This window comes from Escherichia sp. E4385 (genome assembly GCF_963883145.1).
Classification (GTDB): domain Bacteria; phylum Pseudomonadota; class Gammaproteobacteria; order Enterobacterales; family Enterobacteriaceae; genus Escherichia.
Genome location: NZ_CAWOOJ010000002.1, coordinates 265,526 through 289,286, shown reverse-complemented (window position 1 = coordinate 289,286; position 23,761 = coordinate 265,526). Strand labels below are relative to the sequence as shown.

Annotated in this window: 20 protein-coding genes; 10 read left to right on the top strand and 10 right to left on the bottom strand. The window is 51.9% G+C overall.

Annotated features, from left to right (window positions below; all coding sequences use genetic code 11):
* Window positions 1-17: 17 nt before the first annotated feature.
* On the bottom strand, window positions 18-2,450 hold the full coding sequence (hsdR, locus tag AACS80_RS03840) for an EcoAI/FtnUII family type I restriction enzme subunit R (protein WP_000819019.1): 2,433 nt from the start codon (window positions 2,448-2,450) through the stop codon (window positions 18-20).
* Window positions 2,451-2,591: 141 nt separating this feature from the next.
* Between hsdR and AACS80_RS03835 the strand changes: the two genes are divergently transcribed.
* Window positions 2,592-3,560, top strand: a complete 969-nt coding sequence (locus AACS80_RS03835; RefSeq protein WP_138183657.1) for a hypothetical protein — start codon at window positions 2,592-2,594, stop codon at window positions 3,558-3,560.
* A 39-nt stretch (window positions 3,561-3,599) separates the two neighbouring features.
* Window positions 3,600-3,791, top strand: coding sequence for an antitoxin (locus AACS80_RS03830; RefSeq protein ID WP_135490732.1), 192 nt, complete (start codon window positions 3,600-3,602; stop codon window positions 3,789-3,791).
* 78 nt (window positions 3,792-3,869) lie between these two features.
* Here AACS80_RS03830 and yjiA read toward each other — a convergent pair whose 3' ends face one another.
* The 7 genes from yjiA to AACS80_RS03795 form a co-directional block, all read right to left on the bottom strand.
* The gene (gene yjiA / locus AACS80_RS03825; protein WP_138183656.1) at window positions 3,870-4,832 is read right to left on the bottom strand and encodes a GTPase; all 963 of its coding nucleotides are present in this window, start codon (window positions 4,830-4,832) and stop codon (window positions 3,870-3,872) included.
* A gap of 10 nt (window positions 4,833-4,842) precedes the next feature.
* Window positions 4,843-5,046, bottom strand: coding sequence for a YbdD/YjiX family protein (locus AACS80_RS03820; RefSeq protein WP_000467859.1), 204 nt, complete (start codon window positions 5,044-5,046; stop codon window positions 4,843-4,845).
* A 131-nt stretch (window positions 5,047-5,177) separates the two neighbouring features.
* On the bottom strand, window positions 5,178-7,328 hold the full coding sequence (btsT, locus tag AACS80_RS03815; RefSeq protein WP_001298933.1) for a pyruvate/proton symporter BtsT: 2,151 nt from the start codon (window positions 7,326-7,328) through the stop codon (window positions 5,178-5,180).
* A 501-nt stretch (window positions 7,329-7,829) separates the two neighbouring features.
* Entirely contained in the window at window positions 7,830-9,095 is a 1,266-nt protein-coding gene (locus tag AACS80_RS03810; protein WP_135410905.1) for an NAD(P)/FAD-dependent oxidoreductase, read from the bottom strand.
* Window positions 9,076-9,339: a 2Fe-2S iron-sulfur cluster-binding protein gene (locus tag AACS80_RS03805; protein ID WP_135410906.1), complete on the bottom strand. Its 264-nt coding sequence runs from the start codon at window positions 9,337-9,339 to the stop codon at window positions 9,076-9,078. The genes AACS80_RS03810 and AACS80_RS03805 overlap by 20 nt, the downstream gene beginning before the upstream one ends.
* Window positions 9,336-10,445, bottom strand: a complete 1,110-nt coding sequence (locus AACS80_RS03800) for an NAD(P)/FAD-dependent oxidoreductase (protein ID WP_135410907.1) — start codon at window positions 10,443-10,445, stop codon at window positions 9,336-9,338. The genes AACS80_RS03805 and AACS80_RS03800 overlap by 4 nt, the downstream gene beginning before the upstream one ends.
* Complete coding sequence (locus AACS80_RS03795; protein WP_135410908.1) at window positions 10,442-11,389, bottom strand: 4-hydroxyproline epimerase; 948 nt, start codon at window positions 11,387-11,389, stop codon at window positions 10,442-10,444. The genes AACS80_RS03800 and AACS80_RS03795 overlap by 4 nt, the downstream gene beginning before the upstream one ends.
* 311 nt (window positions 11,390-11,700) lie before the next feature.
* On the opposite strand from AACS80_RS03795, the gene AACS80_RS03790 reads away from it, so the two are divergent.
* From AACS80_RS03790 to AACS80_RS03770, 5 genes are all read left to right on the top strand, one after another.
* Window positions 11,701-12,528 carry an AraC family transcriptional regulator gene (locus AACS80_RS03790; protein WP_135408828.1) on the top strand — a complete coding sequence of 276 codons (828 nt, stop codon included), beginning with the start codon at window positions 11,701-11,703 and terminating at the stop codon, window positions 12,526-12,528.
* A gap of 151 nt (window positions 12,529-12,679) precedes the next feature.
* Window positions 12,680-13,600, top strand: coding sequence for a dihydrodipicolinate synthase family protein (locus AACS80_RS03785; protein WP_130204736.1), 921 nt, complete (start codon window positions 12,680-12,682; stop codon window positions 13,598-13,600).
* 14 nt (window positions 13,601-13,614) lie between these two features.
* Window positions 13,615-15,225, top strand: a complete 1,611-nt coding sequence (locus AACS80_RS03780) for an aldehyde dehydrogenase (NADP(+)) (RefSeq protein ID WP_135410909.1) — start codon at window positions 13,615-13,617, stop codon at window positions 15,223-15,225.
* 11 nt (window positions 15,226-15,236) lie between these two features.
* Entirely contained in the window at window positions 15,237-16,838 is a 1,602-nt protein-coding gene (locus AACS80_RS03775) for an APC family permease (RefSeq protein WP_130204740.1), read from the top strand.
* An 11-nt stretch (window positions 16,839-16,849) separates the two neighbouring features.
* A complete protein-coding gene (locus tag AACS80_RS03770; protein ID WP_135410910.1) occupies window positions 16,850-17,860 on the top strand; it encodes an Ldh family oxidoreductase in 1,011 nt (336 codons plus the stop codon).
* Between the two features lie 58 nt (window positions 17,861-17,918).
* Here AACS80_RS03770 and AACS80_RS03765 read toward each other — a convergent pair whose 3' ends face one another.
* Entirely contained in the window at window positions 17,919-19,139 is a 1,221-nt protein-coding gene (locus tag AACS80_RS03765) for an amino acid deaminase (RefSeq protein WP_135410911.1), read from the bottom strand.
* A gap of 200 nt (window positions 19,140-19,339) precedes the next feature.
* On the opposite strand from AACS80_RS03765, the gene AACS80_RS03760 reads away from it, so the two are divergent.
* The 3 genes from AACS80_RS03760 (at window position 19,340) to AACS80_RS03750 (ending at window position 22,753) form a co-directional block, all read left to right on the top strand.
* Window positions 19,340-20,782 (top strand): N-acyl-D-amino-acid deacylase family protein, encoded by a 1,443-nt coding sequence (locus AACS80_RS03760; protein ID WP_138183655.1) that lies wholly within the window; start codon window positions 19,340-19,342, stop codon window positions 20,780-20,782.
* Window positions 20,783-20,791: 9 nt separating this feature from the next.
* Window positions 20,792-21,181, top strand: a complete 390-nt coding sequence (locus AACS80_RS03755) for a RidA family protein (RefSeq protein ID WP_000023754.1) — start codon at window positions 20,792-20,794, stop codon at window positions 21,179-21,181.
* Window positions 21,182-21,283: 102 nt separating this feature from the next.
* On the top strand, window positions 21,284-22,753 hold the full coding sequence (locus AACS80_RS03750; RefSeq protein ID WP_130259575.1) for a sodium:solute symporter family protein: 1,470 nt from the start codon (window positions 21,284-21,286) through the stop codon (window positions 22,751-22,753).
* A 9-nt stretch (window positions 22,754-22,762) separates the two neighbouring features.
* On the opposite strand, the gene AACS80_RS03745 is transcribed toward AACS80_RS03750, so the two are convergent.
* A complete protein-coding gene (locus AACS80_RS03745; protein WP_064530245.1) occupies window positions 22,763-23,626 on the bottom strand; it encodes a MurR/RpiR family transcriptional regulator in 864 nt (287 codons plus the stop codon).
* Window positions 23,627-23,761: the final 135 nt, after the last annotated feature.

Sequence of the window (23,761 nt, the reverse complement as noted above, 5' to 3'; positions counted from 1 at the left end):
GGCACAAAAGAGAGTTGTTAAGCAGAGCGGGGCGGTAATTGGTAGATTTCGTTTTCCAGCTCGCTGAGCGCCTGATTATACCCGTTACGGTCGCCAAATCCGGTTTTAATAATCTCCGGTAAGGTGCCCATGCTGTCGAATGGCTTAAGTTTCAGCACCTGAATACTTTCGATCTCCTGTACGCCCGCATCGGCGTATTTATCCAGCAGATTATCGAGCACGGCTTGCGCTGCTTCAGAGTATTTTGTGAAGTAGTTCCGCTTGCGCACGTTCTCGGCGCGCTCTTTGCGGGTTAACGGCGGCTGACCATACACTACGTGGCAAAGCATGTCGAACGGGTCAAGATCTTTACCGACTTCTTCTGCCAGTACTTCCCAGATAATCCCCTGTTGCTCCAGCTCGTGAATGATCGCTTCTTTGCGATCGGCGTCCTGCCACTTGCGGGTAAAGTCATCCAGCGAGGCATATTCTTTGAGCAGTGTTTTGCGGGTGTAATCTTTAAAGGATTCGGTAACCAGTTTACCGTCGGCATCGTAATACTGAACACGCTGCGCAATAACGCCCACCGCTACACCGTTGACGTGAAACTTGCGGATTTTCTTCTCGTCTTCTTCCGGAAGTGGGCCGACATCATCGGTATCGGTAACCTGGTATGGTGGCGCAGGCGGTTCATCAACGCCTGTTACCTGTTCTTCGTCATGTTCGCTGATTTCTTCGAGTTTCTCTTCAAAATCAGATTCTGGATCGGCGATATCCTCTGGTGTGGTATCCATGACTTTTTCGGGAATGCCATCGAAACGCTCATCGGCAAACAGTTCGGTGGCTTTTTTAAAGTCGAGGATGGTAAACCAGAGTTTGCCGTAACGTTCGTCGATGCGTGTACCACGACCGATAATCTGCTTGAATTTGGTCATCGACTGGATGTTCTGGTCCAGTACTACCAGTTTGCAGGTTTTAGCATCCACACCAGTGGTCATCAGCTCTGAAGTGGTCGCGATAACCGGGTACGGTTTTTTCGGGTTGATGAAGTTATCCAACTGAGCTTTGCCAATCTCATCATCGCCGGTGATTTTCATGACGTATTTGTCATTCTTTTTCACCTGCTCCGGGTTGAGATTAACCAGGGCGCGGCGCATACGTTCTGCATGATCGATGTCGTTACAGAAGACGATGGTTTTATCCATCGGATTGGTGCGCTTGAGGTAGTCGGTAATGGTTCTGGCAACCAGTTCTGTGCGTTCGTCGATTACCATCGTGCGATCGAAATCTTTCTGGTTATAGATACGATCGTCGATCACCTCGCCGTTTAAGTCAGTTTGCCCTTTGGTTGGGCGCCAGCCTTGCAGATCAACATCAATATCAACACGGACAACTTTATAAGGGGCGAGGAAGCCGTCTTCGATCCCTTCTTTTAGCGAGTAGACGTAAACCGGATCGCCGAAGTAATCCGTGCTGGAGACTTCATGCGTCTCTTTTGGCGTGGCGGTTAAGCCAATTTGGGTAGCTGAACTGAAATAATCAAGGATCTCTCGCCAGGCGCTGTCTTCGGATGCGCTGCCGCGATGGCATTCGTCGATCACGATCAGATCGAAGAAATCTGGTGCGACTTGTTTAAACGCTTTTTGGTCTTCCTCCGGGCCAGTTATAGCCTGATAGAGCGCGAGGTGAATTTCATAAGCGGGATCAATGGTGCGTCCGCTGACTTTAGTCATTGCCGTACCAAATGGCTGGAAATCATTATTTTTGGTTTGGTCGACCAGAATGTTGCGATCGGCAAGGAACAGAATGCGTTTTTTATTTTTTGATTTCCACAGGCGCCAGATGATCTGGAATGCGGTATAGGTTTTCCCTGTTCCGGTCGCCATGACCAGCAGAACGCGGTTTTGCCCGTTGGAGACGGCTTCAATGGTTTTGTTGATTGCCTGAAGCTGGTAATAACGTGGCGATTTACCGCTGCCATCGTCGTAATAGTCCTGAGTAATCACCGGAAGCTGAGCTTGTGTGTATCCTTTCCAGAGGCAGAATTTTTGCCAGAGTTCAGCGGGGGAGGGGAAGTCATCCAGCGTTATTTGCTTTTCAAGGCATTCACCTTCGGCTGCGGTGGCATCGCGGAAGATAAAGCCATCACCGTTGGTGGCAAAAACAAAAGGAACGTCCAGCAGGCGCGCATATTCAATGCCCTGTTGCATCCCTTTGCCAATTTCATGCTTGTTGGCTTTTGCTTCAATCACGGCTAAGGGAATGCCTGGTTTGTGGTACAGCACGATGTCAGCAGATTTTACCGTTCTGCGTGCCGCAACTTTACCACGTACGATGACTTTACCGTCCCGGAGTTTGACCTCCTGTCTGATTTGCGTTGTGTTGTCCCAGCCTGCATTGAGAATGGCTGGCATAACGCATTTGGTAATGATGTCTGCTTCCGTCAGGTTACTTAGGTTCAGTTCCGCCATGGGGGTGTTCTCATCTAAATGCGATGCGCAAATTCTACACAGAAAAATAGATGAATTCATCTGTTCAAAGAGTATTATCAGCGTTAAGTCACTGTTTTAAAGGTATTCTTGAGTTTCATCAATAGCTGGATAAGGATTCATATGGAGAATGTTCGGTTCTTGCAAGGAGTGAAACAATATTTTTGTACTAAGGCATTAGATGTCATTCTGCTAATTTATCTACTCCTTGGTTTTATACTTCTCCCTTATAAATATCTGTGGAAAGATATTATTTTATCTCTGTACTTTGTTGGTATTCTTCTTTATGCATTAGTGGAAGAAAATCGCATTACAGAATATATGGGGTATTTTGTTAAGTTCAGTAATAAAAACAGGTTGAATAGTTGTGCTGCCTGGTGTTCACTTATTGCATGGTTTATATTTTTGTTTTTTGTGCTTTCAATTAATATTTTTCCAGTCAGTGCCTCTGTATATATTTTTAGTGCTTTTTCATTATTTGTTTTTCTGGGGGGTATTTTTATTATATTAGAGTTAGAGTTTAAAGAAAATAAAAAATTAATGATTATTAGGTCTGTGACTATAGCAGTCATGCCAATTATATATTTATTCACAAGTAGTTATGCTTCCAGTTTATTTTTAAGTTTGAGTAATCTAAACATTACGCTAACTCCATGGGTTGAGTATTTCTGGAAAGGGATGGTTTTTATGTTGCTCTTCTTCATGTTGATGCAACTTATTATCTATTTTGCTTTTTTAACTCTGGGGACTAAATTAAGTGTGTATAGGTTATTTATACTTGCCGGAGCATTTATAGTATCTACTATTTTAGTAGTTTTTGCTTCAAAAAATGTAGAGAATATTTCGTACTACGTTTTAAAAAGCACCATAGATTTTGAATGGCGCAGTCAGGTTAAATGTGGAGAGTTGAATATTTCACGTCCGGATGAAAGATATTTCGGGTTTAATACCGATAAATATACTGTATTTTATTCCAATAGAGAGGGTAAATGGGGGTTCAATGAGTTGAAGTGTAAGAAAGGTTCTGACAGGAGAGATGCATATTCCATTGAGAATGTCTCAGAATATAACGTGCCTGGATGGCTGAAATAAGTCATCTTTATAATTAAATCGTAAAGGTTCTGGTCATAAATGAGCATGGTTAAACATAAACGGGGCAGACTCTACACACTTGATGTGCAGCAAGAAGCTGAACTCATGGCTTTGGTTAATAAATCCGACGAAGATATTGATTACAGCGACATTCCTGCTTCTGGTAGCGAAGCATGGTCTGACGCCAAACGCGGCAATTTTTTGCCAGATCCAGGTATTCACGCGCAATAAAACTTAGCGGAGGGGAGCACGTCGTTCTGTTTCCCCCCACCGCTAAATAGGGCATTGAGCTGTTTTACACTCAACCTTTCACGCTGACTTCCTCAACCCCGCAAACGCCGCCCGAATCTCTTCCTCCGGCAGCTGAATGCCGATAAACACCATCGTGCTATGCGGTTTTTCATCGCCCCACGGGCGGTCCCAGTCGGCGCTGTAGAGGCGCTGGACGCCCTGGAACAGCAGGCGGTTAGGTTCGCCGTCAATCCACAGCATCCCTTTGTAACGCAGCAGTTTATCCGCCGATTCCAGCAGCAGGTTTTCCATCACCCGGGAAACTTCGCTGATATCTACCGGGTAATCCAGTTCCACCACAATCGACGTAATATCGTTTTGTTTATCCGCGATAAAGTGGAAACGTGGTTTGGTGCTGACGACGTTCTCTTCCAGCATAAAACCGTTGGTGTTGAACAGCAGCCCCAGGTCGATGTCGCCGTGGGTGACAGTGTAGACCGGTGCGCGGGCGTTGATTCGTGCCAGACGTTCACGCAGTTTTTCTACTTCGCCCGCGACGTCGGTTTTAGTCAGCAGAATACGGTCGGCGTAGCCAACCTGGGACTGGGCGATGGTGAACTGGTTCATCTGCTCATCGGCATGTACCGCATCCACCAGCGCAATCACGCCGTCCAGCAGGTAGCGCTGGCATAAAATCTCATGGGAGAAAAAGGTCTGAATAATCGGGCCGGGATCGGCCATGCCGGTGCATTCAATGACCAGACGATCGAACTGAATATTGCCCTTGTCGAGATTATCCAGCAGGTCGAGTAGTGCGTCCTCCAGCTCGTTGGAGCGCGAACAACAGATGCAGCCGTTGGTCAGCGTTTTGATCTGCGTGGCGCGGTCGCCAATCAGTTGATCATCAACGGAGACTTCGCCGAATTCGTTTTCAATCACGGCAATCTTGTAGCCGTGTTGTTCGTTAAGAATATGGCGCAGTAGGGTGGTTTTGCCCGCGCCTAAAAAACCGGTGAGTAGGGTAACTGCAATCGGGTTCATGCTCTCTCCATTAACAACAACGCATACCGCCTTTACCATCGCCGCCGTAGCGCGCGTTCTGGCGTTCGCGGAAGAATTCTTCATAGCTCATGTACGGCTTGTCGGGATGGTTGGTCTTCATATGCTCGACGTAGTTGTCGTAGTCTGGAATGCCAATCAACATCTTCGCCGCCTGGCCGAGATATTTTTTTGCCTGTCCTAAGTTACCAAACATTTTGCCTTCCAGATATGCGTAAAGCCCGGAAGGTCCGGGCTGGGGATTTGCCGGATGCGGCGTAAAACGCCTTATCCGGCCTACGATAGACACTTTGTAGGCCGGATACGCGCAGCGCATCCGGCAACCGGTTAGTGGTGCGAAGAGATCTTCACGCCGCCTTCCGGGATTGGAACGTACGGAGTTTCTTTGTCAGTACGTTTGTCGCTGTTACGCACCGCAAGCCAGGTTTTGAAACCGTAGAAGATGATGCTGTACACCACAATCAGGAACAGAATACTCAGGCCTGCGTTGGTGTAGTTGTTCACAACGATGTGGTTCATGTTGGCAATCTGCTGCGCCGTCAGGTCAGTACCGTTAGCAATCTTCTCTTTGTACTGGCTTGCCATGTAGAAGAAGCCTTCCATCTGCGGGTTGGTGCTGAACAGTTTCAGACCCAGCGCCCAGGTGGTGCAGATAAGCAGCCATACAGCCGGAACAACAGTTACCCAGATGTATTGGGTGCGCTTCATCTTAATCAGCACAACGGTGCCCAGTACCAGCGCTACGGCTGCCAGCATCTGGTTGGAAATACCGAACAGCGGCCACAGGCTCTTAACGCCGCCCAGCGGATCGACCACGCCCTGATACAGCAGGTAGCCCCACAGACCCACACAGCCCGCAGTACCGATGATACCGGCAACCAGAGAGTCGGTTTTTTTAAGGAACGGGATGAAGTTACCCAGCAGGTCTTGCAGCATAAAGCGGCCAGAACGGGTACCCGCATCCAGCGCGGTCAGGATGAACAGGGCTTCGAACAGAATACCGAAGTGATACCAGAAGCCCATGTCAGCCATCGGCAGCACTTTGTGGAACACGTGAGCGATACCTACCGCCAGCGTCGGCGCACCACCTGCACGGTTCAGGACAGAAGGCTCACCAATGTCTTTCGCGGTTTGCAGGATCTGCTCTGGCGAAATCACGAAGCCCCAGGAGCTGACGGTCGCCGCCGCGTGTGCGGTAACGTCTTTCAGTTGCGCCATGATGATCGGCGCGTTCTCGCCACCCATTTCATGCAGGTTAGGCATGGTGATGCCAAGGCCCGCAGGCGGTGTGTTCATCGCGAAGTAAAGACCCGGTTCGATGATGGACGCAGCAACCAGCGCCATAATCGCCACGAAGGACTCCATCAGCATTGCGCCGTAGCCGATGAAACGCGCGTCGGTTTCGTTAGCCAGCAGTTTCGGCGTCGTACCGGAAGAGATCAGCGCGTGGAAGCCAGATACCGCACCACAGGCGATGGTGATGAACAGGAACGGGAACAGAGCGCCTTTCCACAGCGGGCCAGTACCGTCAATGTACTGGGTCATCGCAGGCATTTTCAGTTCCGGGTTCAGCACCACGATACCCAGCGCCAGGCCGACGATAACGCCGATTTTCAGAAAGGTTGCCAGATAGTCGCGCGGTGCGAGGATCAGCCACACCGGCAGCAGTGCGGAAACAAACGCATAGCCAATCAGCGCGAAGGTAATGGTGGTGTCTTTAAAGGTCAGTGCCGGACCCCAGTACGGATCGTGAGCAATCACGCCACCGAAGTAGATAGAGGCAACCAGCAGCACGATACCAATGACAGAGACTTCACCCACACGCCCCGGACGAATAAAGCGCATGTAGATACCCATAAACAGCGCAATTGGTACGGTTGAGCAAACGGTGAAGACACCCCACGGACTTTCGGCCAGGGCTTTAACCACAATCAGCGCCAGAACGGCGAGGATGATGATCATGATTAAGAAACAGCCAAACAGCGCGATAGTCCCCGGTACTGGCCCCATCTCTTCTTTGATCATCTCACCAAGAGATGCGCCGTTACGACGAGAGGAGATAAACAGCACCATAAAGTCCTGTACCGCACCGGCCAGCACTACCCCCGCCAGCAGCCACAGCGTGCCAGGCAGGTAGCCCATCTGCGCGGCGAGAACCGGACCCACCAGCGGACCAGCACCGGCGATAGCGGCGAAGTGGTGACCAAACAACACGTAACGGTTGGTCGGAACGTAGTTCAGACCGTCGTTGTTAATAACCGCAGGCGTCGCGCGCGTGGGGTCGAGTTTCATCACCTTCTGGGCGATGTACAGACTGTAGTAGCGATACGCCACCAGATACACCGACACAGAGGCGACCACGATCCACAGGGCGCTGACGTGCTCCCCCCGACGTAATGCAACTACCGCGAGGCAGAATGCACCGATGATTCCGAGAATCACCCAGGGTATGTGCTTGAATAGTTTTTTCGTATCCATAGTAAAACCTGGCATTTTACTCGTCGTCTTTTGGCTTATGGGTGCGGCAGCTGCGTTCGTTCACCCCTGTCACTTACTGTTGTAAGCTCCCGGGGATTCACTCACTTGCTGCCTTCCTGCAAACCAAAATCCATAGAGTAATTTGTTAATCATTGGCCGAAGCCGTTCTAGGTTTGCGTTGCGTTTGAGGAGGTAAATTGACCGCTATCCTGCAGTGATGTTGCCAGAGTTACGCGCGCGTAAAGTAAGGTAAATAACTGAGTGGTTATATTAGGGACGTAAGCGGTCAGGAATGGCGGTGAGCGGTTGGGCAAGAATTATTCATTAGGCTAATATGTGATTGAGATCACGAATTTTTTTGCCTGGATAGATTTCTCGTTTGCGCCTCAATAATTGCCAGATGCGCCATGCTTATCTGGCCTGGATAGATTCTGCAATGTATTGAATTTGTAGGATTTACCAGACCGGATAAGCCATTAACGTCAAATCCTTATCAGGGATTTAATGTGGTGAAGGTGGCTGGTGCGCCAGGGCAATTAACGTTTCGCTGCGAGAGGGGGAAAGGGGTTCTCGCGGTTGCGGTAATGGCCAGCCGTACAACCATCGAGCGGTAGCGGCGCAGGTTCTCCCCTGACAGGCTCCCATGCCGCAGCGGGTCGTTAATTTGGCCTGCAGCCAGCTTTGTGCTTGCTCTACATCGCTACAGCGAATGTCTTCGCAGCGGCAAAGCAGCGTTTCTGGTGTCGCAACGCGCTTGAGACTTTCGGGCAGGGCAAAGGTTTTATGAAGTGCAAGGGCGAAGCGCTGCCACCCGGCACGTTTTTGTTGCAGAAACTTGGTTTCATGTGCGCGATCGGCCGCACAAAGTCCGGCTATCTCACCTTCTATCAGCGCCAGTTCACTGCCACCAAATCCAGTACATTCACCGGCTGCATAGATGTTTTTAACCGAGGTTCGCTGAAGTTCATCCACCTGCACGGCATCATTGCTGATGACACAATTGAAGAACAACCCTGGTTCAAGATTAGGCACCAGACCATAGCCAATAGCCAATTTGTCGCATGGCAGTGTGATTTCCCTACCATTGTGTCGGAGGGTGACAGCACGCAATGTGGCGTCGCCGTGAGCAGCGATAACCTGGCTTGCACCGAGATAACGACGAGGAAATAGTGTCGCCAGTTGGCGCAGCTTACCCGGCCAACGCCATAGCCCGAGGCCAAAGCGCAATAGCGCTGCGCGTGGGGCTTGTTCCACAATCGCCACCACTTCGCCTCCGGCACGGCGAACGGTGTCAGCAACGGCCAGTAATAGTGGCCCGCTTCCGGCAATAACCACTTTTTGATTCGCCATGTGCAGCCCCTGTTTCACTTGTGCCTGTAACCCACCCGCGCCACTGACACCGGGCAGCGTCCAGCCTGGAAACGGTAATGCAAGTTCACGAGCACCGCAGCAGAGAATCAGCTTATTCCAGCTTACTGTGCCGTAGTCTTCTGCAGTTTCGAACAGTACACAATTTTCGCTGCGGCGGGCGATTAACCTCGCTCCGTTGAGCACACGAATCCGCGATTCGTTGGCAACGGCATCGCGGTAATGGCGGGCCAGTGGAGGAAGCTGACTTTGTGGGCCATCGCGCCAGATTTGACCGCCAGGACGCGGATTATCATCAAGAATGATGACCTGCTTATCGCACTTTGCTGCGGCCAGAGCAGCTGATAGCCCCGCCGGGCCTGCACCGAGTATTAAAATGTCACACTGTAAGGTCTGCATATCCGCTCCTTTCAATCTGCATGTCTGGCTGGCAAAGGGTCTGACAACCTGGTACCCGACGACCATTAACGTTCACCCGACACTCCTGGCAAACGCCCATGCCGCAGAAGGGCGTACGTGGTTGCCCGCTCACCGAAAGGCGCGTAATGGGGTTATTAGTTAAGGCCAGTGCCGCCGCTACGCTAATACCCGTCGGGACAAACCAGGGCTGTCCGGCAATAAAAACTCGAATGGTGCCACTCATGCGCTGGCCTCCAGGGAGATAAGTCTGGCGGGTAGCCAGGGGGCAGGAGATACGAGGCTACGTTCACCCAGCAACTGTGCGGCTAACAGCGACGCGCTGGCGGGGGCAGTGGTCACGCCAAGCCCTTCATGACCAAGAGCCAGCCAGACGCCAGCACGGGAAGGATGCGGACCGAGAAGGGGATTGCCATCCTGCGAGGCGGCGCGAAAACCGCTCCAGCAACGAATAATATTGAGCGTTGCCAGAGACGGCAGAAAGTGTTGCGCTCTGGACAGCATCGCGGCCAGGAGTGGAAGGTCCAGTTCGCGATCCAGGTTATCGAACTGACGCGAAGAGCCAACCAGCAGTTGGCCGGTGGGACGAGGCTGCACATTAAAGGCCACTGACGTGCCGCCGCCGTGAGCACTGGCGCCGTAGCCAAGTTCAACCAGTTGGTGATTGACCAGTGGACCATAGCGATCAGTAATCGCCAGTTGGCCTTTCTTCGCGCGCAGCCATGGCTCCCCCAGTAACGTATTGGCTCCCAGACCACTGGCGATGACGATCGCGTCGGCGCGTACCTGACGACCGCTCTGTAATGTCACTGTTGGTTCTTCCAGACGAATGGCGGGATCAACCAGATGTGTCAGCTTATCGCCCGCATTGGCAATAAACCAACGGGCAACGTTTGGGGCATAGACGATGCCATCGCCCGGCACCCATAACCCGCCGGATAGCCCCGGGCGTAGCATAACTTCTCGCTCGGCCAATTGTGCGGCGCTTTGCATTTCGCTGTTTACTTTCTGCGATGCCAGACGTCGCTGCTTCTCTCGGGCAATTTCCAGTTCTTCTGGTGTTTCCGCCAGCCACAATGTGCCACAGCCGCGCCAGGCACAGCTTTCCGGTAACTGAGGCGTCAACGTGCGCCACAGTTCCAGCGACCAGGCAGAGAGCGTCAGTTCTGCGGGATCATCATCCATACAGACCAGATGCCCCATTCCTGCAGCTGTAGCTCCGGCTCGGCCGTCGTCAATTAACGTGACTCTCACCCCTCGTTTTGCCAGTTGCCATGCGCAGGCGGCCCCGATGATGCCTGCGCCGATGACAATGACCTCCGTGCTGTTCACAGGCTAATCCCCCAGCAGAAGGGATCGTCCGGATTAAGGAGCAGGCGATTGTCGCCGCATACCCAGGCTTCTCCACGAATGGTGGGGATAATCTTCTCGCCATGGCGGGTATAGTGAGCCGTAAACTGGCTACCAATAATACTGGCCTGGCGCCAGATATCGCCGGGGGCGAGTTTTCCGTCCTCTGCCAGACAGGCCAACTTGGCGCTGGTACCTGTGCCACAGGGAGAACGATCCCACGCTTTGCCAGGGCAAAGGACGAAGCTACGGCTATCCGCCTGATCGTCATCGGCAAAAAGTTCGATATGATCGATAATGCCACCATTTTCACCGACGATACCCGCATTACCGAGTCCTTCCCGTACCGCCCAGGCGTATTCAGTTAACTGCGGGATTTGTTCCGGCACAATATCAAATGGATGATCATTAATAAGAAAAAACCAGTTGCCACCCCAGGCGATATCACCTGTAACTGTACCCACCGCCGTTTCCACACTTACCTGTTTTTGCCAGCGCCAGGCCGGAACGTTTTCAACTGACACACTGCCATCGTCATGCAATGTGGCGTTTACATCTCCAACAGGGGTTTCAATGCGATGAACGCCTGGTTTAATACGATCTAACCAGGCCAGTGAAGCAACAAGCCCGATAGTGCCGTGCCCACACATATTCAGGTATCCAGCATTATTGAAAAAGATGACACCCGCCGTGGCATGAGGGGAAACCGGCTCACACAGTAGCGCGCCGACCAGCACGTCGTTACCGCGTGGCTCAAGAATTATGGCTTTGCGCCAACTGTCAAATTCCCGGGCAAAACGTTCGCGCCGTTCGGCCATGCTGCCGCTACCGAGATCGGGAAAGCCATCAATAATCAACCGGGTCGGCTCGCCTCCGGTATGGGAGTCGATAGCCCTGAGTTCAGTGATTTGGTGAGGAACATGCATGCTTTGGCTCCATGTGGTTAACGAAATGTTTCTAAATGCTGGCGTAATTGCAACTTTATCGCTTGAAGGGTTTCTGCAAGGGAAATGACGAAATCAGCACAGTGAATTATTTCGCGACACCAGGAGCGGTCATACTTTTTTAATATTAATCATCTTGTTAGTGATGTGTTAGACCAAGAACAAGCGTTCGTCAGTAGTGAGAGCAACGGAAAGTGGAAATACACGGAAGGATCGCAAAATGCGCTTTCAGTACTTGTCATGTTAACTAAAGGTTAATAAACATTCATCCTCAATCGCTATGAGGAACAGCTATGTCCAGCATATGTCATCAGACTATTGAGTTTTCCCCTTGTGAAGAAACTGCGCTGGCCGTTGATGAACTTAGTCAAATTTGCGAGGGGCTGGCGCGGCAGCGTCCACAAAATATTCAGGCATTGTTAAATGCACTGGCACTGATTGCGCCACTTCTTAACGCCATTCCTAATGTGGTGTTTTTTATTAAGGATGTGCAGGCCCGTTATCTGTTAGTCAATATGACGTTGGCGCGACGCTGCGGGTTTAAAAACGTGACATCGCTACTGGGGAAGACATCGGCAGATGTTTTCCCTTCTGCACTGGGACGAGGATATACCGAACAGGATCTGCGTGTACTACGCGAAGGGGTTGCGTTACGTGATCAACTGGAGATGCATCTCTATAACGGGCGCGAACGCGGCTGGTGCCTGACGCAGAAACTGGCACTGCGCGATATGCAGGGGCGTGTGATTGGAATGGCGGGGATATCACATGATCTCCAGGAAGCACATGCGCGTCATCCTGCCTGGCAACGTCTGGCGATCATCGATGAGCACATTCGCAATCACTACCACCGCGCGATCTCTATGGAAGAGTTGACTGAAATGAGCGGAATGTCTGTGGCGCAAATTGAACGCTACTGTAAGCGGATTTTTCACCTGACTCCTCGCCAGATGATCCACAAAGTTCGACTGGAAAAGGCCACTGAGTTGCTTGCAGGAAATACGCCGATTACCGATATCGCTTTGCAGTGTGGTTATACCGACCACAGTGCGTTCAGCCGTCAATTTAAGGCGATGACAGGCTCAACACCGCGTGATTTTCGGATGACGTTGGTCGGGTAGCACGACAAATCGCAACCGGGCATTGTGCTAATTTCGTCATCCTGGGGAAAGAAAATCGACAAGCCGCCAGCGCAAGGAGAGGTCAATCTGTTAATGAGAGTTCACTTTTAATTCACATTAACGCAACAGGTTGACAATAAGGAAACCAAAGATGAGCAATAAAGCGATTAACTGGAGTGGCGTTTTTCCGGCGGTTAGCACTCAGTTCCGTAGTGATTACTCACTTGATTTGGATGCCACCCATGCGGTGATGAAAAACCTGGTTAAAGACGGGGTTTCTGGCCTGGTAGTGTGCGGTAGCGTAGGAGAAAACACGTCACTTACCACTCAGGAAAAACTGCAAATCATCGAAGTCGCGAAAGATGCTGCTGGCGGAAAAATTCCGGTGATTGCCGGGGTTGCTGAGTTCACCACCGCCTTTGCCCGGACGATGGCAAAAGAGGCCGAGAAGGTCGGTGTTGATGGCGTTATGGTGATGCCTGCTTTGGTTTACTCGTCTAAGCCCCATGAAACTGCAGCGCACTTCCGCAGTGTGGCAATGGCGACCGACCTGCCGATCATGGTCTATAACAACCCACCGATTTATAAAAACGATGTCACCCCTGATATCCTGGAAACACTCGCTGATTGCGAAAATATTGTCTGCTTTAAAGATTCCTCTGGTGATACTCGTCGTTTTATCGATCTTCGTAATGCGGTAGGAGATCGCTTTGTGCTGTTTGCAGGGCTGGACGATGTCGTGGTTGAGAGCATTGCGGTGGGCGCTGAAGGCTGGATTTCCGGGATGTCAAACGCCTTCCCACGCGAAGGTGAGACGTTGTTCCGTTTGGCAAAACAACAGCGTTTTGACGAGGCTATGGCGCTCTATCGCTGGTTTATGCCACTGCTGCATCTCGATGCGCGTCCTGACCTGGTGCAATGTATCAAGCTGTGCGAAGCCCTGTTGGGGCGTGGCAGTGAGGTTACTCGCCCGCCGCGTCTGGCGCTGGAAGGTGAAACGCGTGCCCAGGTTGTGGCGATAGTTGAGAAAGCGCTGGCGACTCGCCCTGCGCTGCCGGACGTGGGCCTTTGAGGTGGGGAGAGACTATGACTGAAACTTTCCCTTTCACCGGGCAACAGTTCATCGCCGGGCAACGTGTTGCCAGCGGTGAACCGTCGCTGGTCAGCCTGCGATCGCAGGATGGCGAACCTACCGGGCAACGTTTTTACCCGGCCTCCGTAGAGGAGGCCGCGCAGGCGGCTATTGCGGCGCAGCAGGCTTTTGTGCGCTATTCACAGACCAGTGCCGGGCAACGTGCCGATTTTTTAGAAACCATCGCCGATGAACTTGATGCGGCAGGCGACGAACTGTTCGCTACGGCACATCAGGAGACAGCGTTACCCCTGGCGCGTTTACAGGGAGAGCGGGCAAGAACCAGCGGGCAGATGCGCATGTTTGCCGGGTTATTACGTCGGGGCGATCTGTTTGAGGTAAGAATTGATACTGCGTTGCCGGAGCGTCAGCCTTTGCCTCGACCGGATTTGCGCCAGTATAAAACGGCTCTCGGCCCGGTGGCGGTATTTGGTGCCAGCAACTTTCCACTCGCTTTTTCTACCGCCGGTGGTGATACAGCAGCGGCACTGGCTGCAGGATGCCCGGTAGTGGTGAAAGCGCATCCTGGGCATATGGCAACGGCAGAAATTATCGCGTCAGCGATCGCTCGTGCCGTGACTAAATGCGCCATGCCCGCAGGCGTATTCAATATGATTTTCGGTACTGATATCGGTGCTGAACTGGTGAAACATCCCGCAATTCAGGCGGTGGGTTTTACCGGCTCATTACGTGGTGGCATGGCGCTCTTTCGTTTGGCTCAACAGCGTCCACAGCCGATACCGGTTTTTGCCGAAATGTCGGCTCTCAATCCCTTTTTCATTCTGCCGCAGGCGCTATCAGTACGTGCCGATACGCTGGCCCGCGATTTAGTCGCGTCGTTCACGCTGGGATGTGGACAGTTCTGCACTAAACCAGGCCTGATTGTGTTGCTGAAGGGGGAGAAAAACGCGGACTTTTTGCAGCAACTGGTTGAGAAAGTGAATGCCGCCTCACCGCAACTCATGCTGAACGCCTCCACGCTTGAGCACTATCGCCACAGCGTAGAGAAACTGGCAGGACATCCGACAATTCAGTGTTTGGCGGGGGACGATAATCATCAGACCGGACGTGCAGAAGCTCGTCTCTATCAGGCTCAGGTGGCAAGCGTACTTGAAAAAGATCCTCTGTTGCAGGAGGAAGTGTTCGGGCCGCTCGCGATTGTGGTTGAAGCCGCTGATGAAGGGGAGTTGTTGCAGGTGATTAACGCTCTGCAAGGGCAACTTACTGCCACACTTCAGGCGGATGAGGATGACCGGCAACTGGCTGGTCGTTTATTGCCGTTGTTGGCTGATAAAGCCGGACGCGTATTGTTCAATGGCTATCCCACCGGCGTCGAGGTTTGCGATGCCATGGTACACGGTGGTCCGTTCCCGGCAACCACCGACGCGCGCGGCACGTCCGTAGGCACGCTGTCCATTACTCGTTTTCTGCGCCCGGTATGCCTGCAAAATGTACCTGCTGCTCTATTACCGCCTGCGTTGCAGGACAGTAATCCATTAAACCTGCTGCGCCTGGTTAACGGCCAGTGGACCCGGGAAGCCATTTCCTCCTTGTTGACTCATTGAAGGGCATCACTATGACAATTCCTTCTACCCAAAGCACGCAAACCGTCGTTGTTGAGTCGGGGAAGTTTAAAAAGCAGTTAACGCTCACCGACTTGACCTTTATTGGTCTGGGGGCGATTTTTGGTTCTGGCTGGCTGTTTGCTGCCAGCCATGTCGCATCGATCGCTGGCCCAGCCGGGATTGCTTCCTGGGTTATTGGCGGTTTTGCGGTGTTGCTACTGGGGATTATTTACTGCGAACTGGGGGCGGCGCTTCCCCGCGCGGGCGGTATTATTCGTTACCCGGTATTTTCGCACGGCGAATTGATGGGCTATCTGCTGGGTTTTATTACCCTGATTGCCTTCTCCAGCCTGATCTCCATTGAGATTGTAGCCGCACGGCAATATGCTGCCGCCTGGTTTCCGGCGCTGACGCAGACGGGGAGCAGTGACCCGACGCTGTTAGGCTGGGTGGTGCAGTTCTTACTGTTGTGCTTCTTTTTTGCCCTGAACTACTACAGTGTCAAAACGTTCGCCCGCTCGAACAATTTTATTAGTGTGCTGAAGTTTCTGGTGCCGTTGCTGGTGGTAATAACGTTATTTGCCTTCTTCAAACCGGAGAATCTGCATATACAGGGTATGGCTCCATTTGGTATGTCAGGAGTGGAAGCGGCAATTAGCGCGGGTGGGATTATCTTCGCTTACCTTGGGCTGACACCGATTATCTCCGTTGCCAGCGAGGCGCAAAATCCGCAACGTACCATCCCATTTGCGCTGATCCTCTCGGTAATTCTCTCGACCATCATCTACGTTCTGCTGCAGATAGCCTTTTTGGGTAGTATTCCTACTGAATCGCTAAGTGGGGGTTGGGCGGAGATCAGTAAGAACTATTCGCTGCCGTATCGTGATATCGCCATTACCCTTGGGATGGGCTGGCTGGCATTTATGGTGGTATGTGATGCTATTGTGTCTCCCAGCGGCACTGGCAATATTTACATGAATGCGACACCGCGCGTGATCTATGGCTGGGCGAAGGCGGGGACATTCTTTAAAACCTTTACTCATATCGATAAGGAGTCAGGTATTCCACGTCCGGCACTGTGGCTGACGTTTGGTTTATCTATCTTCTGGACGCTGCCGTTCCCGTCGTGGGAGCAATTGATTAGCGTGGTTTCTGCGGCTCTGGTACTGAGCTACGCCATCGCGCCAGTTACAGCTGCCGGGCTGCGTCGTAATGCACCAGATATGCCGCGCCCGTTCCGCGTTCGTGGTTTTGCGGTGCTCGGCCCACTCTCTTTTATGATTTCCGCGCTGATTGTTTTTTGGTCTGGTTGGGGAACGCTTTCCTGGCTGCTGGGGCTACAAATCGTAATGTTTGTGGTTTACGTGGTTTGTAAGTCGAAAGTGCCTGTTCAGCATGTCAGCCTGGCGCAGCAGATTAAATCTTCATTGTGGCTTATTGCCTTCTATGCCCTGATTATGCTGTTTTCCTGGTTGGGTAGTTTTGGCGGTAGCGGCATTATAGGTCACCCGTGGGATACTATCGTCGTCGCGCTGATGTCGTTGGGAATTTATTACTGGGGCGCATACACCTGCCTTCCTCGGGCGAACTTTAACGGGGATGAAGAAGAATAAAGGAGTAGAAAATGGATAGAGTAATCCTCTCGTTATCAGAGGCTTACGCACTAGCCTATCATGCGCTCATCAGTAACGGATTTAGTGAGCAACATGCGGTGGTGATTGCGAAAAACGTTACCGCCGGGGAGCGCGACGGTTGTGCCTCGCACGGTTTATGGCGACTGCTGGGGATTGTTGACACGCTGCGAAAAGGGAAAGTCTCTGCCGATGCTCTGCCGACAGTGGAATCTCAGGCTCCGGCAATCGTTAAGGCCGATGCCAAAGGTGGCTATTCGCTGTTGGCTTATCAGCAGGCACTGCCGTTACTGATCGAGAAAACGCGTCAGTGCGGGATTGCAGCACTGGCGATTAATCATTGTGTTCACTACTCCGCCTTATTTGCGGATGTTGAACCGCTGACTGAAGCCGGACTGGTGGCGCTGGCGACCACGCCAAGCCATGCCTGGGTTGCGCCGAAAGGGGGGCGCAAACCTCTTTTTGGTACTAACCCAATCGCGTTTGGTTGGCCGCGCGACAAACAGCCGCCATTTATTTTTGATATGGCGACCAGTGCGGCGGCACGCGGTGAGATTCAGTTACATCAGCGAGCCGGGAAATCACTTCCTGAAGGTTGGGGGATCGACAGTAATGGCAATGCCACCACCGATCCACAAGCTGTGCTGGACGGAGCAATGTTAACCTTCGGCGGTCATAAAGGTTCGGCACTGGCAGCGATGGTGGAGCTGATTGCGGGGCCACTGATTGGCGATATGACCAGTGCTGAGTCTCTTGCGTGGGATAATGGTGCAGGTGGTTTGCCATATGGTGGAGAGTTGATCCTGGCACTCGATCCGCAGCGTTTTCTTGGTGAGGATGCCGGAAGGCATCTGGCAAGGGCGGAAACACTGTTTAGTCAGATGCAGGCACAGGGCGCGCGCCTGCCAGGAGAACGTCGCTACCAGGCACGATTGCGCAGTGAGCAACAGGGTGTAGAGATCAGCCAATCACTCTATGACGATATTCGATCCTTAAGTAGCTGATAGATACTAAAGGATATACATACAATTAATGGCGGGAAGGATCCCGCCATCTGCGATATCAAAACAACGTATCCAGCTCTGCCAGTACGTTGTAGTCGTCATCAGTCAATAACAACGTTTTCCATTTGTCGAAGGTCAGGCACGGATGGGAAGTGCCAAACACCAGAATATCCCCCACCTGCACGTCGCTATTAGCTGACAGTTGCAACATGCAGTGCTGATCCATAATGCCGACACTGCGAATAGCCTCAGGATCAAACGCCAGTGGCTTGCCGTTGCGGTAGTGGGCGACCGGTTGTGGCAGTCCGGCGTCGAAGGCACAATCACGCTTACCAAAATTAACCACTGCACGATCGGCCTCCGGCACCGATTGCACCATGGCGACCAGTTCCAGTGCAGATGTGAGATCGCCTGCCAGATCGCAAGCCACTGGATCACGGGCGATCAATTGCTGTTGCGCGATGTCGTAGATCCCTGCGTCATGGGTGATGTAGCAGCCTGGGCGAATGACGATCCGGCAGTTATCAGGCTTTTCTGCCGCCAGCCAGATATTGCACACTACGTCATACCAGACCGTGCCTGCTCCGGTGAGAATAAACTCGCCATCAACCAGACTTGCCATATCACAAGCCAGTTGTGCGGCATCGCGCAGCAGCGCTTCTACCTGCGGTTGTGGATCGTCACCGTGTAAAACACCTTCATATAACTCCAGCCCGCGCAGACGTAGCCCTGGTAATTGGGCCGCTTGTTTAGCCAGTGCCAGTGCGGCATCCGTTGAGCGGCAACCACAGCGCCCGCCGGGAACCCCCAGCTCAATCATCACGTTCAGCGTCTGTTGCTGGCTGGCAAAAAAGGCAGACAAAGCGCGGGCGTTCTCAATGCTGTCGATACAGCAGATAAAATCGACTTTCGGGTAATGCCGTTGCAACTGGGCAATCAACTGCATATTCGCCTTGCCGACCAACTGGTTAACCATCAGCACACGCTGAATACCGCTCGCCATTGCCGCACCAGCCTGCCACGCGCTACCGACACCAATTGCCCAGGCACCAGCCGCCTGCTGCGCCTGAAAAATCCACGGCGTCATGGTGGTTTTACCGTGCGGTGCCAGCGAAACGCCGCGCGCGTCAGCATAGCGTTGCATCCACATAATGTTGTTCTCCAGAGCCTGCTTTTTAATGATCGCGGTAGGTAAACAAACATCTTCGGCAAGGATATTTGCGGGCATTTGCATCAGAGCAGATTTATGGGGAACCAGAGGTTCTGATTGGTATTTCATAACATTTACCTTTTGAGTTTTTCACCGTATCGGATGCGAGTATCATTTGTAACTAAATGAAATATAGGTATTTAGTTTATTTATCTTATGATTTGTGAATAAAAGTATCAGAAAATCATCTGGGTTTTGCGTAGTTTTCCACTGTTTTTCATCCTTGTAAATGGTTAACTTATCACCATTGCAGAAATGGAGTGACGAACATGCAGGTTGACTGGTTATTCAAAAATGTGACGGTTATCGACGGCAGCGGCGGCCCTGAATTTCGCGGTGACGTGGCAATAACAGGTGATCGGATTGTCGATATAGCCCCTGCGCTTAACGTTACGGCGCAGCAGGTCATTGACGGTGAAGGACGGGTGCTGGCACCAGGGTTTATCGACGTTCATACCCATGACGATATCAACGTTATTCGCATCCCGGAATATCTGCCAAAAATCAGCCAGGGGATCACCACCGTGATTGTCGGCAACTGCGGGATCAGTGCAGCGTCGGCGAAAATGAAAGGCGAAGTCCCTGACCCGATGAATCTGTTGGGGGAAGCGGAGCACTTTATTTATCCCACCGTTGAAAGCTATGCCCAGGCAGTGGAAGCAGCCAGACCGTCACTGAACGTAGGCACGCTGATTGGTCATACGGCGCTGCGTAATAATCATATGGACGACCTGTTTCGCCCGGCGACGGCGGATGAAATTGCCGCTATGCGTGCCGACTTACGTCTGGCGTTGAGTCAGGGAGCGCTGGGGTTAAGTTCCGGACTGGCTTATGCCACGGCATTTCAGGCGACTACCGAAGAGGTAATGGCGCTGGCGGAAGAATTAGCCGGTGAGAAGGGGGTTTATACCACTCATCTGCGTTCTGAATTCGAACCGATTCTGGATGCGCTGGATGAGGCGTTTCGTATTGGGCGTCATGGCAAAGTGCCTGTCGTGGTTTCCCACCATAAATGCGCCGGGGCGAAAAACTGGGGGCGGACAAAAGAAACGTTGGCTTTTTTTGACCAAATGCGTCAACACCAGGAAATTGGCTGCGATGTCTACCCTTACTCGGCCAGCTCTTCAACGCTGGATCTCAAACAAGTCACCGACGAATTCGATATTGTGATCACCTGGTCACAAACACATCCGCAGCAGGCCGGGAAAACACTGGCACAAATCGCCATCGACTGGCAGATGAGTATGCTGGAGGCTGCGAAGCTGCTAATGCCTGCCGGGGCTATCTATTACAACATGGACGAGCGCGACGTCCGCCGAGTGTTGAGTTATCCGGTCAGTATGATTGGCTCTGACGGTCTGCCCAATGATCCCATGCCGCATCCGCGTTTATGGGGCGCTTTCCCTCGCGTGCTGGGTCACTATTGTCGTGATGAAGGCTTATTCCCGCTGACCACGGCTATCCACAAAATGACCGGGCTTTCTGCCAGCCGTTTTCGTCTGCCCCAGCGTGGACTGGTGAAAGTCGGCTATTTTGCGGACCTGGTGCTGTTCGATCCACAAACCATTCGTGATGCTGCCAGTTTTTCTGATCCCAAACGCCCGGCAGATGGCATTGAAGCGGTGATGGTAAATGGCGTTATGAGCTATGGTCGCGATAAACATATTACAGGCCGTGCGGGCCGTTTCCTGCGCCGCCAGACCTCACATTAAGGAGTGAATATGAGCATTAAACGTTACGGTACGGAAGGTGGAACAGGCACTGGCGGGCAGCATTTGCCGTTTGCCAGGGCGGTTGAGGCGGGCGGCTGGCTGTACGTCTCCGGGCAAACCCCCATGAAAAACGGTGAAGTGGTAGAAGGCGGTATCGTTGAACAGTCACGACTGGCGATCCAAAACTGTGTCGACATCATGACCGAAGCCGGTTATAGCTTGGCGGATGTGGTTCACGTGAAAGTGATCCTGACCGACGCCCGCTATTTCCAGTCATTTAATAAAGTATTCAGAGAATTTTTTGGCGAAAATCCGCCTGCACGTATTTGTTGTGTGGCTGATCTGGTTGTCGATTGTAAAGTCGAAGTTGATGTGACCTGTTATAACGCGACCCGCTAATAAATTTAAGAATTAAAAAAACAGACCGCAATTGAGTGCTGAATACATTCAGCACTCCGGGAACTCTTACATTATTTTCTCTCTACTGGCAGGATGTGAATTATGAACAGTCATATCTTTTTAGTCGGCTTTATTATTTATGCCATCGCCATGATTTGGCTTGGTTGGTTTGTTTCTCGTAATCAGAAAAGCGGAGAAGATTTTCTGCTGGGCGGGCGTTCGCTGCCGCTGTTTCTGACGCTGGGTTCAACCGTTGCCACGATGGTTGGCACGGGTTCCAGTATGGGCGCAGTGGGCTTTGGCTACAGTAATGGCTGGGCCGGAATGCTTTATGGCGTCGGTGGGGCCGTAGGTATATTGCTGGTGGCGTGGCTGTTTGCTCCAGTACGTAAATTACGTTTTATGACCATGAGTGAAGAACTCTCTTATTATACTGGCGGGAGTCATTTAATTAAAAATATTGTCGGTCTGATGATATTTATTGCCTCTATTGGCTGGCTGGGCGCGCATATTTTAGGTGGCAGTATGTATCTTGCCTGGGCAACAGGTATTGATCTTACTGTAGCAAAATTAATTATCGCCTTAGCTTTTGCGATTTACGTTATTATCGGCGGTTATTCGGCGGTAGTGTGGACAGACACCATTCAGGCCTTAATTCTGTTCTTTGGTTTTATTTTGATGGCTATTCTCGCCGTTGTTCACGTTGGCGGCTGGAGTGCGATTGAACAGGCGATGGACCCAAAAGCGATGAGCCTGTTTGCGATTGATAAAATGGGCGTGCTGCCTGCGCTTTCGCTGGCGCTGGTTATTGGCGTAGGTGTGCTGGCCACACCGTCTTATCGCCAGCGTATTTACTCGGGTAAAGATGTTCCCTCTGTACGCCGTTCGTTTGTTATTACTGGCGTGTTGTATCTGTTCTTCTCGATTCTGCCTGCCATTATCGGCATGGCGGCGTTCACCATGAACCCGAATCTGGAAAACAGTAACTATGCCTTCTTGTTCGCCACCAGTTTTCTGCCGCCATTGCTTGGCCTGGTGGTACTGATTGCTGGGCTTTCTGCCACCATGTCTTCCGCCAGCTCTGATGCCATCGCTGCGGTGGCGATTATGATGCGCGACGTCTACACCATGGTTACCGGCAGAATGCCGCCGGAGAACAAGGCAATCACTTACTCACGCTGGATGCTGACCTTTGTTATTGGCCTGGCGCTGGTCTTTGCTCTGACCTCTAACGACATCATCAGCTACATTACCAAAATGATTTCGATGCTGATGTCCGGGCTGTTTATCTGCTCGATTCTCGGTCGCTTCTGGCTACGCTTTAACTGGCAGGGCGCGCTGGCGGCGTTAGTGAGCGGTATGGTGATGTCCATTGTGGTGCTGATGAATGCCGACTGGCTGGCTTACTGGGGTAACCCGTGTATTCCGTCAGTGCTGGGAAGCCTGGTCGCTGGCGTACTGGTGACGCTGGTAACGCCAGCAAGCGAGATCAGCCGGGAAGAAGCTCTGGCTATTATCACCAATGAGCGTGAAAACCAGAGTGTCGTGATCACCAAACCTGAAGAGGCATAACCAATAGTGCTAATCGCCAAGTGGCTGGCGGTTAGCGCCACCCCGGTGGCTGTCTAGTGCCAGTTTTATCCGCCGCAGGCGATCTTTCGCCTGCGCTTTATTTGCCATAGCCAGCTCTGTTGCCAGCACATCGATCATCGCGAGCATGGCGTAACGGGAAGGGGTGGGCTTAAAAATGTAATCACTTTCCTGAACCAGCAACGGCAATACCAGATCCACCTGTTCTGCCAGCGGTGTTTGTGCTGGCGTAATGGCAATAACACGCGCGCCATACTGACGGGCGATTGCGGCACTTTCGATGATTTCCGGTGTATAACCGCCCAGCGACAGTACAATCACCACATCCTGCGGCATAACCGCCGAGCACATCATTCTCATCATGAGTGAGTCGTTCTGACTGACCACCGGTAACCCCAGACGGAACAGACGGTACTGGATCTCCTGCGAGCAGATGGTAGAACCGCCGCCCGTTCCCAATGCAAGAATTTGCCGCGCCTGACTTAACCAACTGACCGCCTGACTGATGGCGTTCATATCCAGTGAGCGACGATGCGTTTCCAGCACGCTGATAATTGATTCGTAGATCCCCTGAACACCGTCAAGATCCGGTACATCGAGAATAAACCGCTGCCCGATAGCCAGTGACTGCGCCAGTTTGACTTTCAGCTCGCGGACATCTTTACACCCCAGAGCACGGGCAAAACGCGTAACCGACGCCTGGCTGGTTTGTGTTAACCGCGCCAGCTCAGCAATTGGCAGTTCCACGGCTGCGGAGACGTCATCAAGAATAAATTGTGCGATACGCTTTTCAGTGGCGGTTAACGCCATAAACCGTTCGGTAATGCAGGAGATGATATCGATGCTATAAGCCATGGGAGTATCACTGATTCAGTAAAAACTGGTACTTTGTACCATAAAAATTGCTCCAGAGTGTGACCCTCATAAAAAATGTAAGTACGCAGCGACAAAAAAACGCTCAACACCGCTCCAGATCATAAAGTTTTCTAC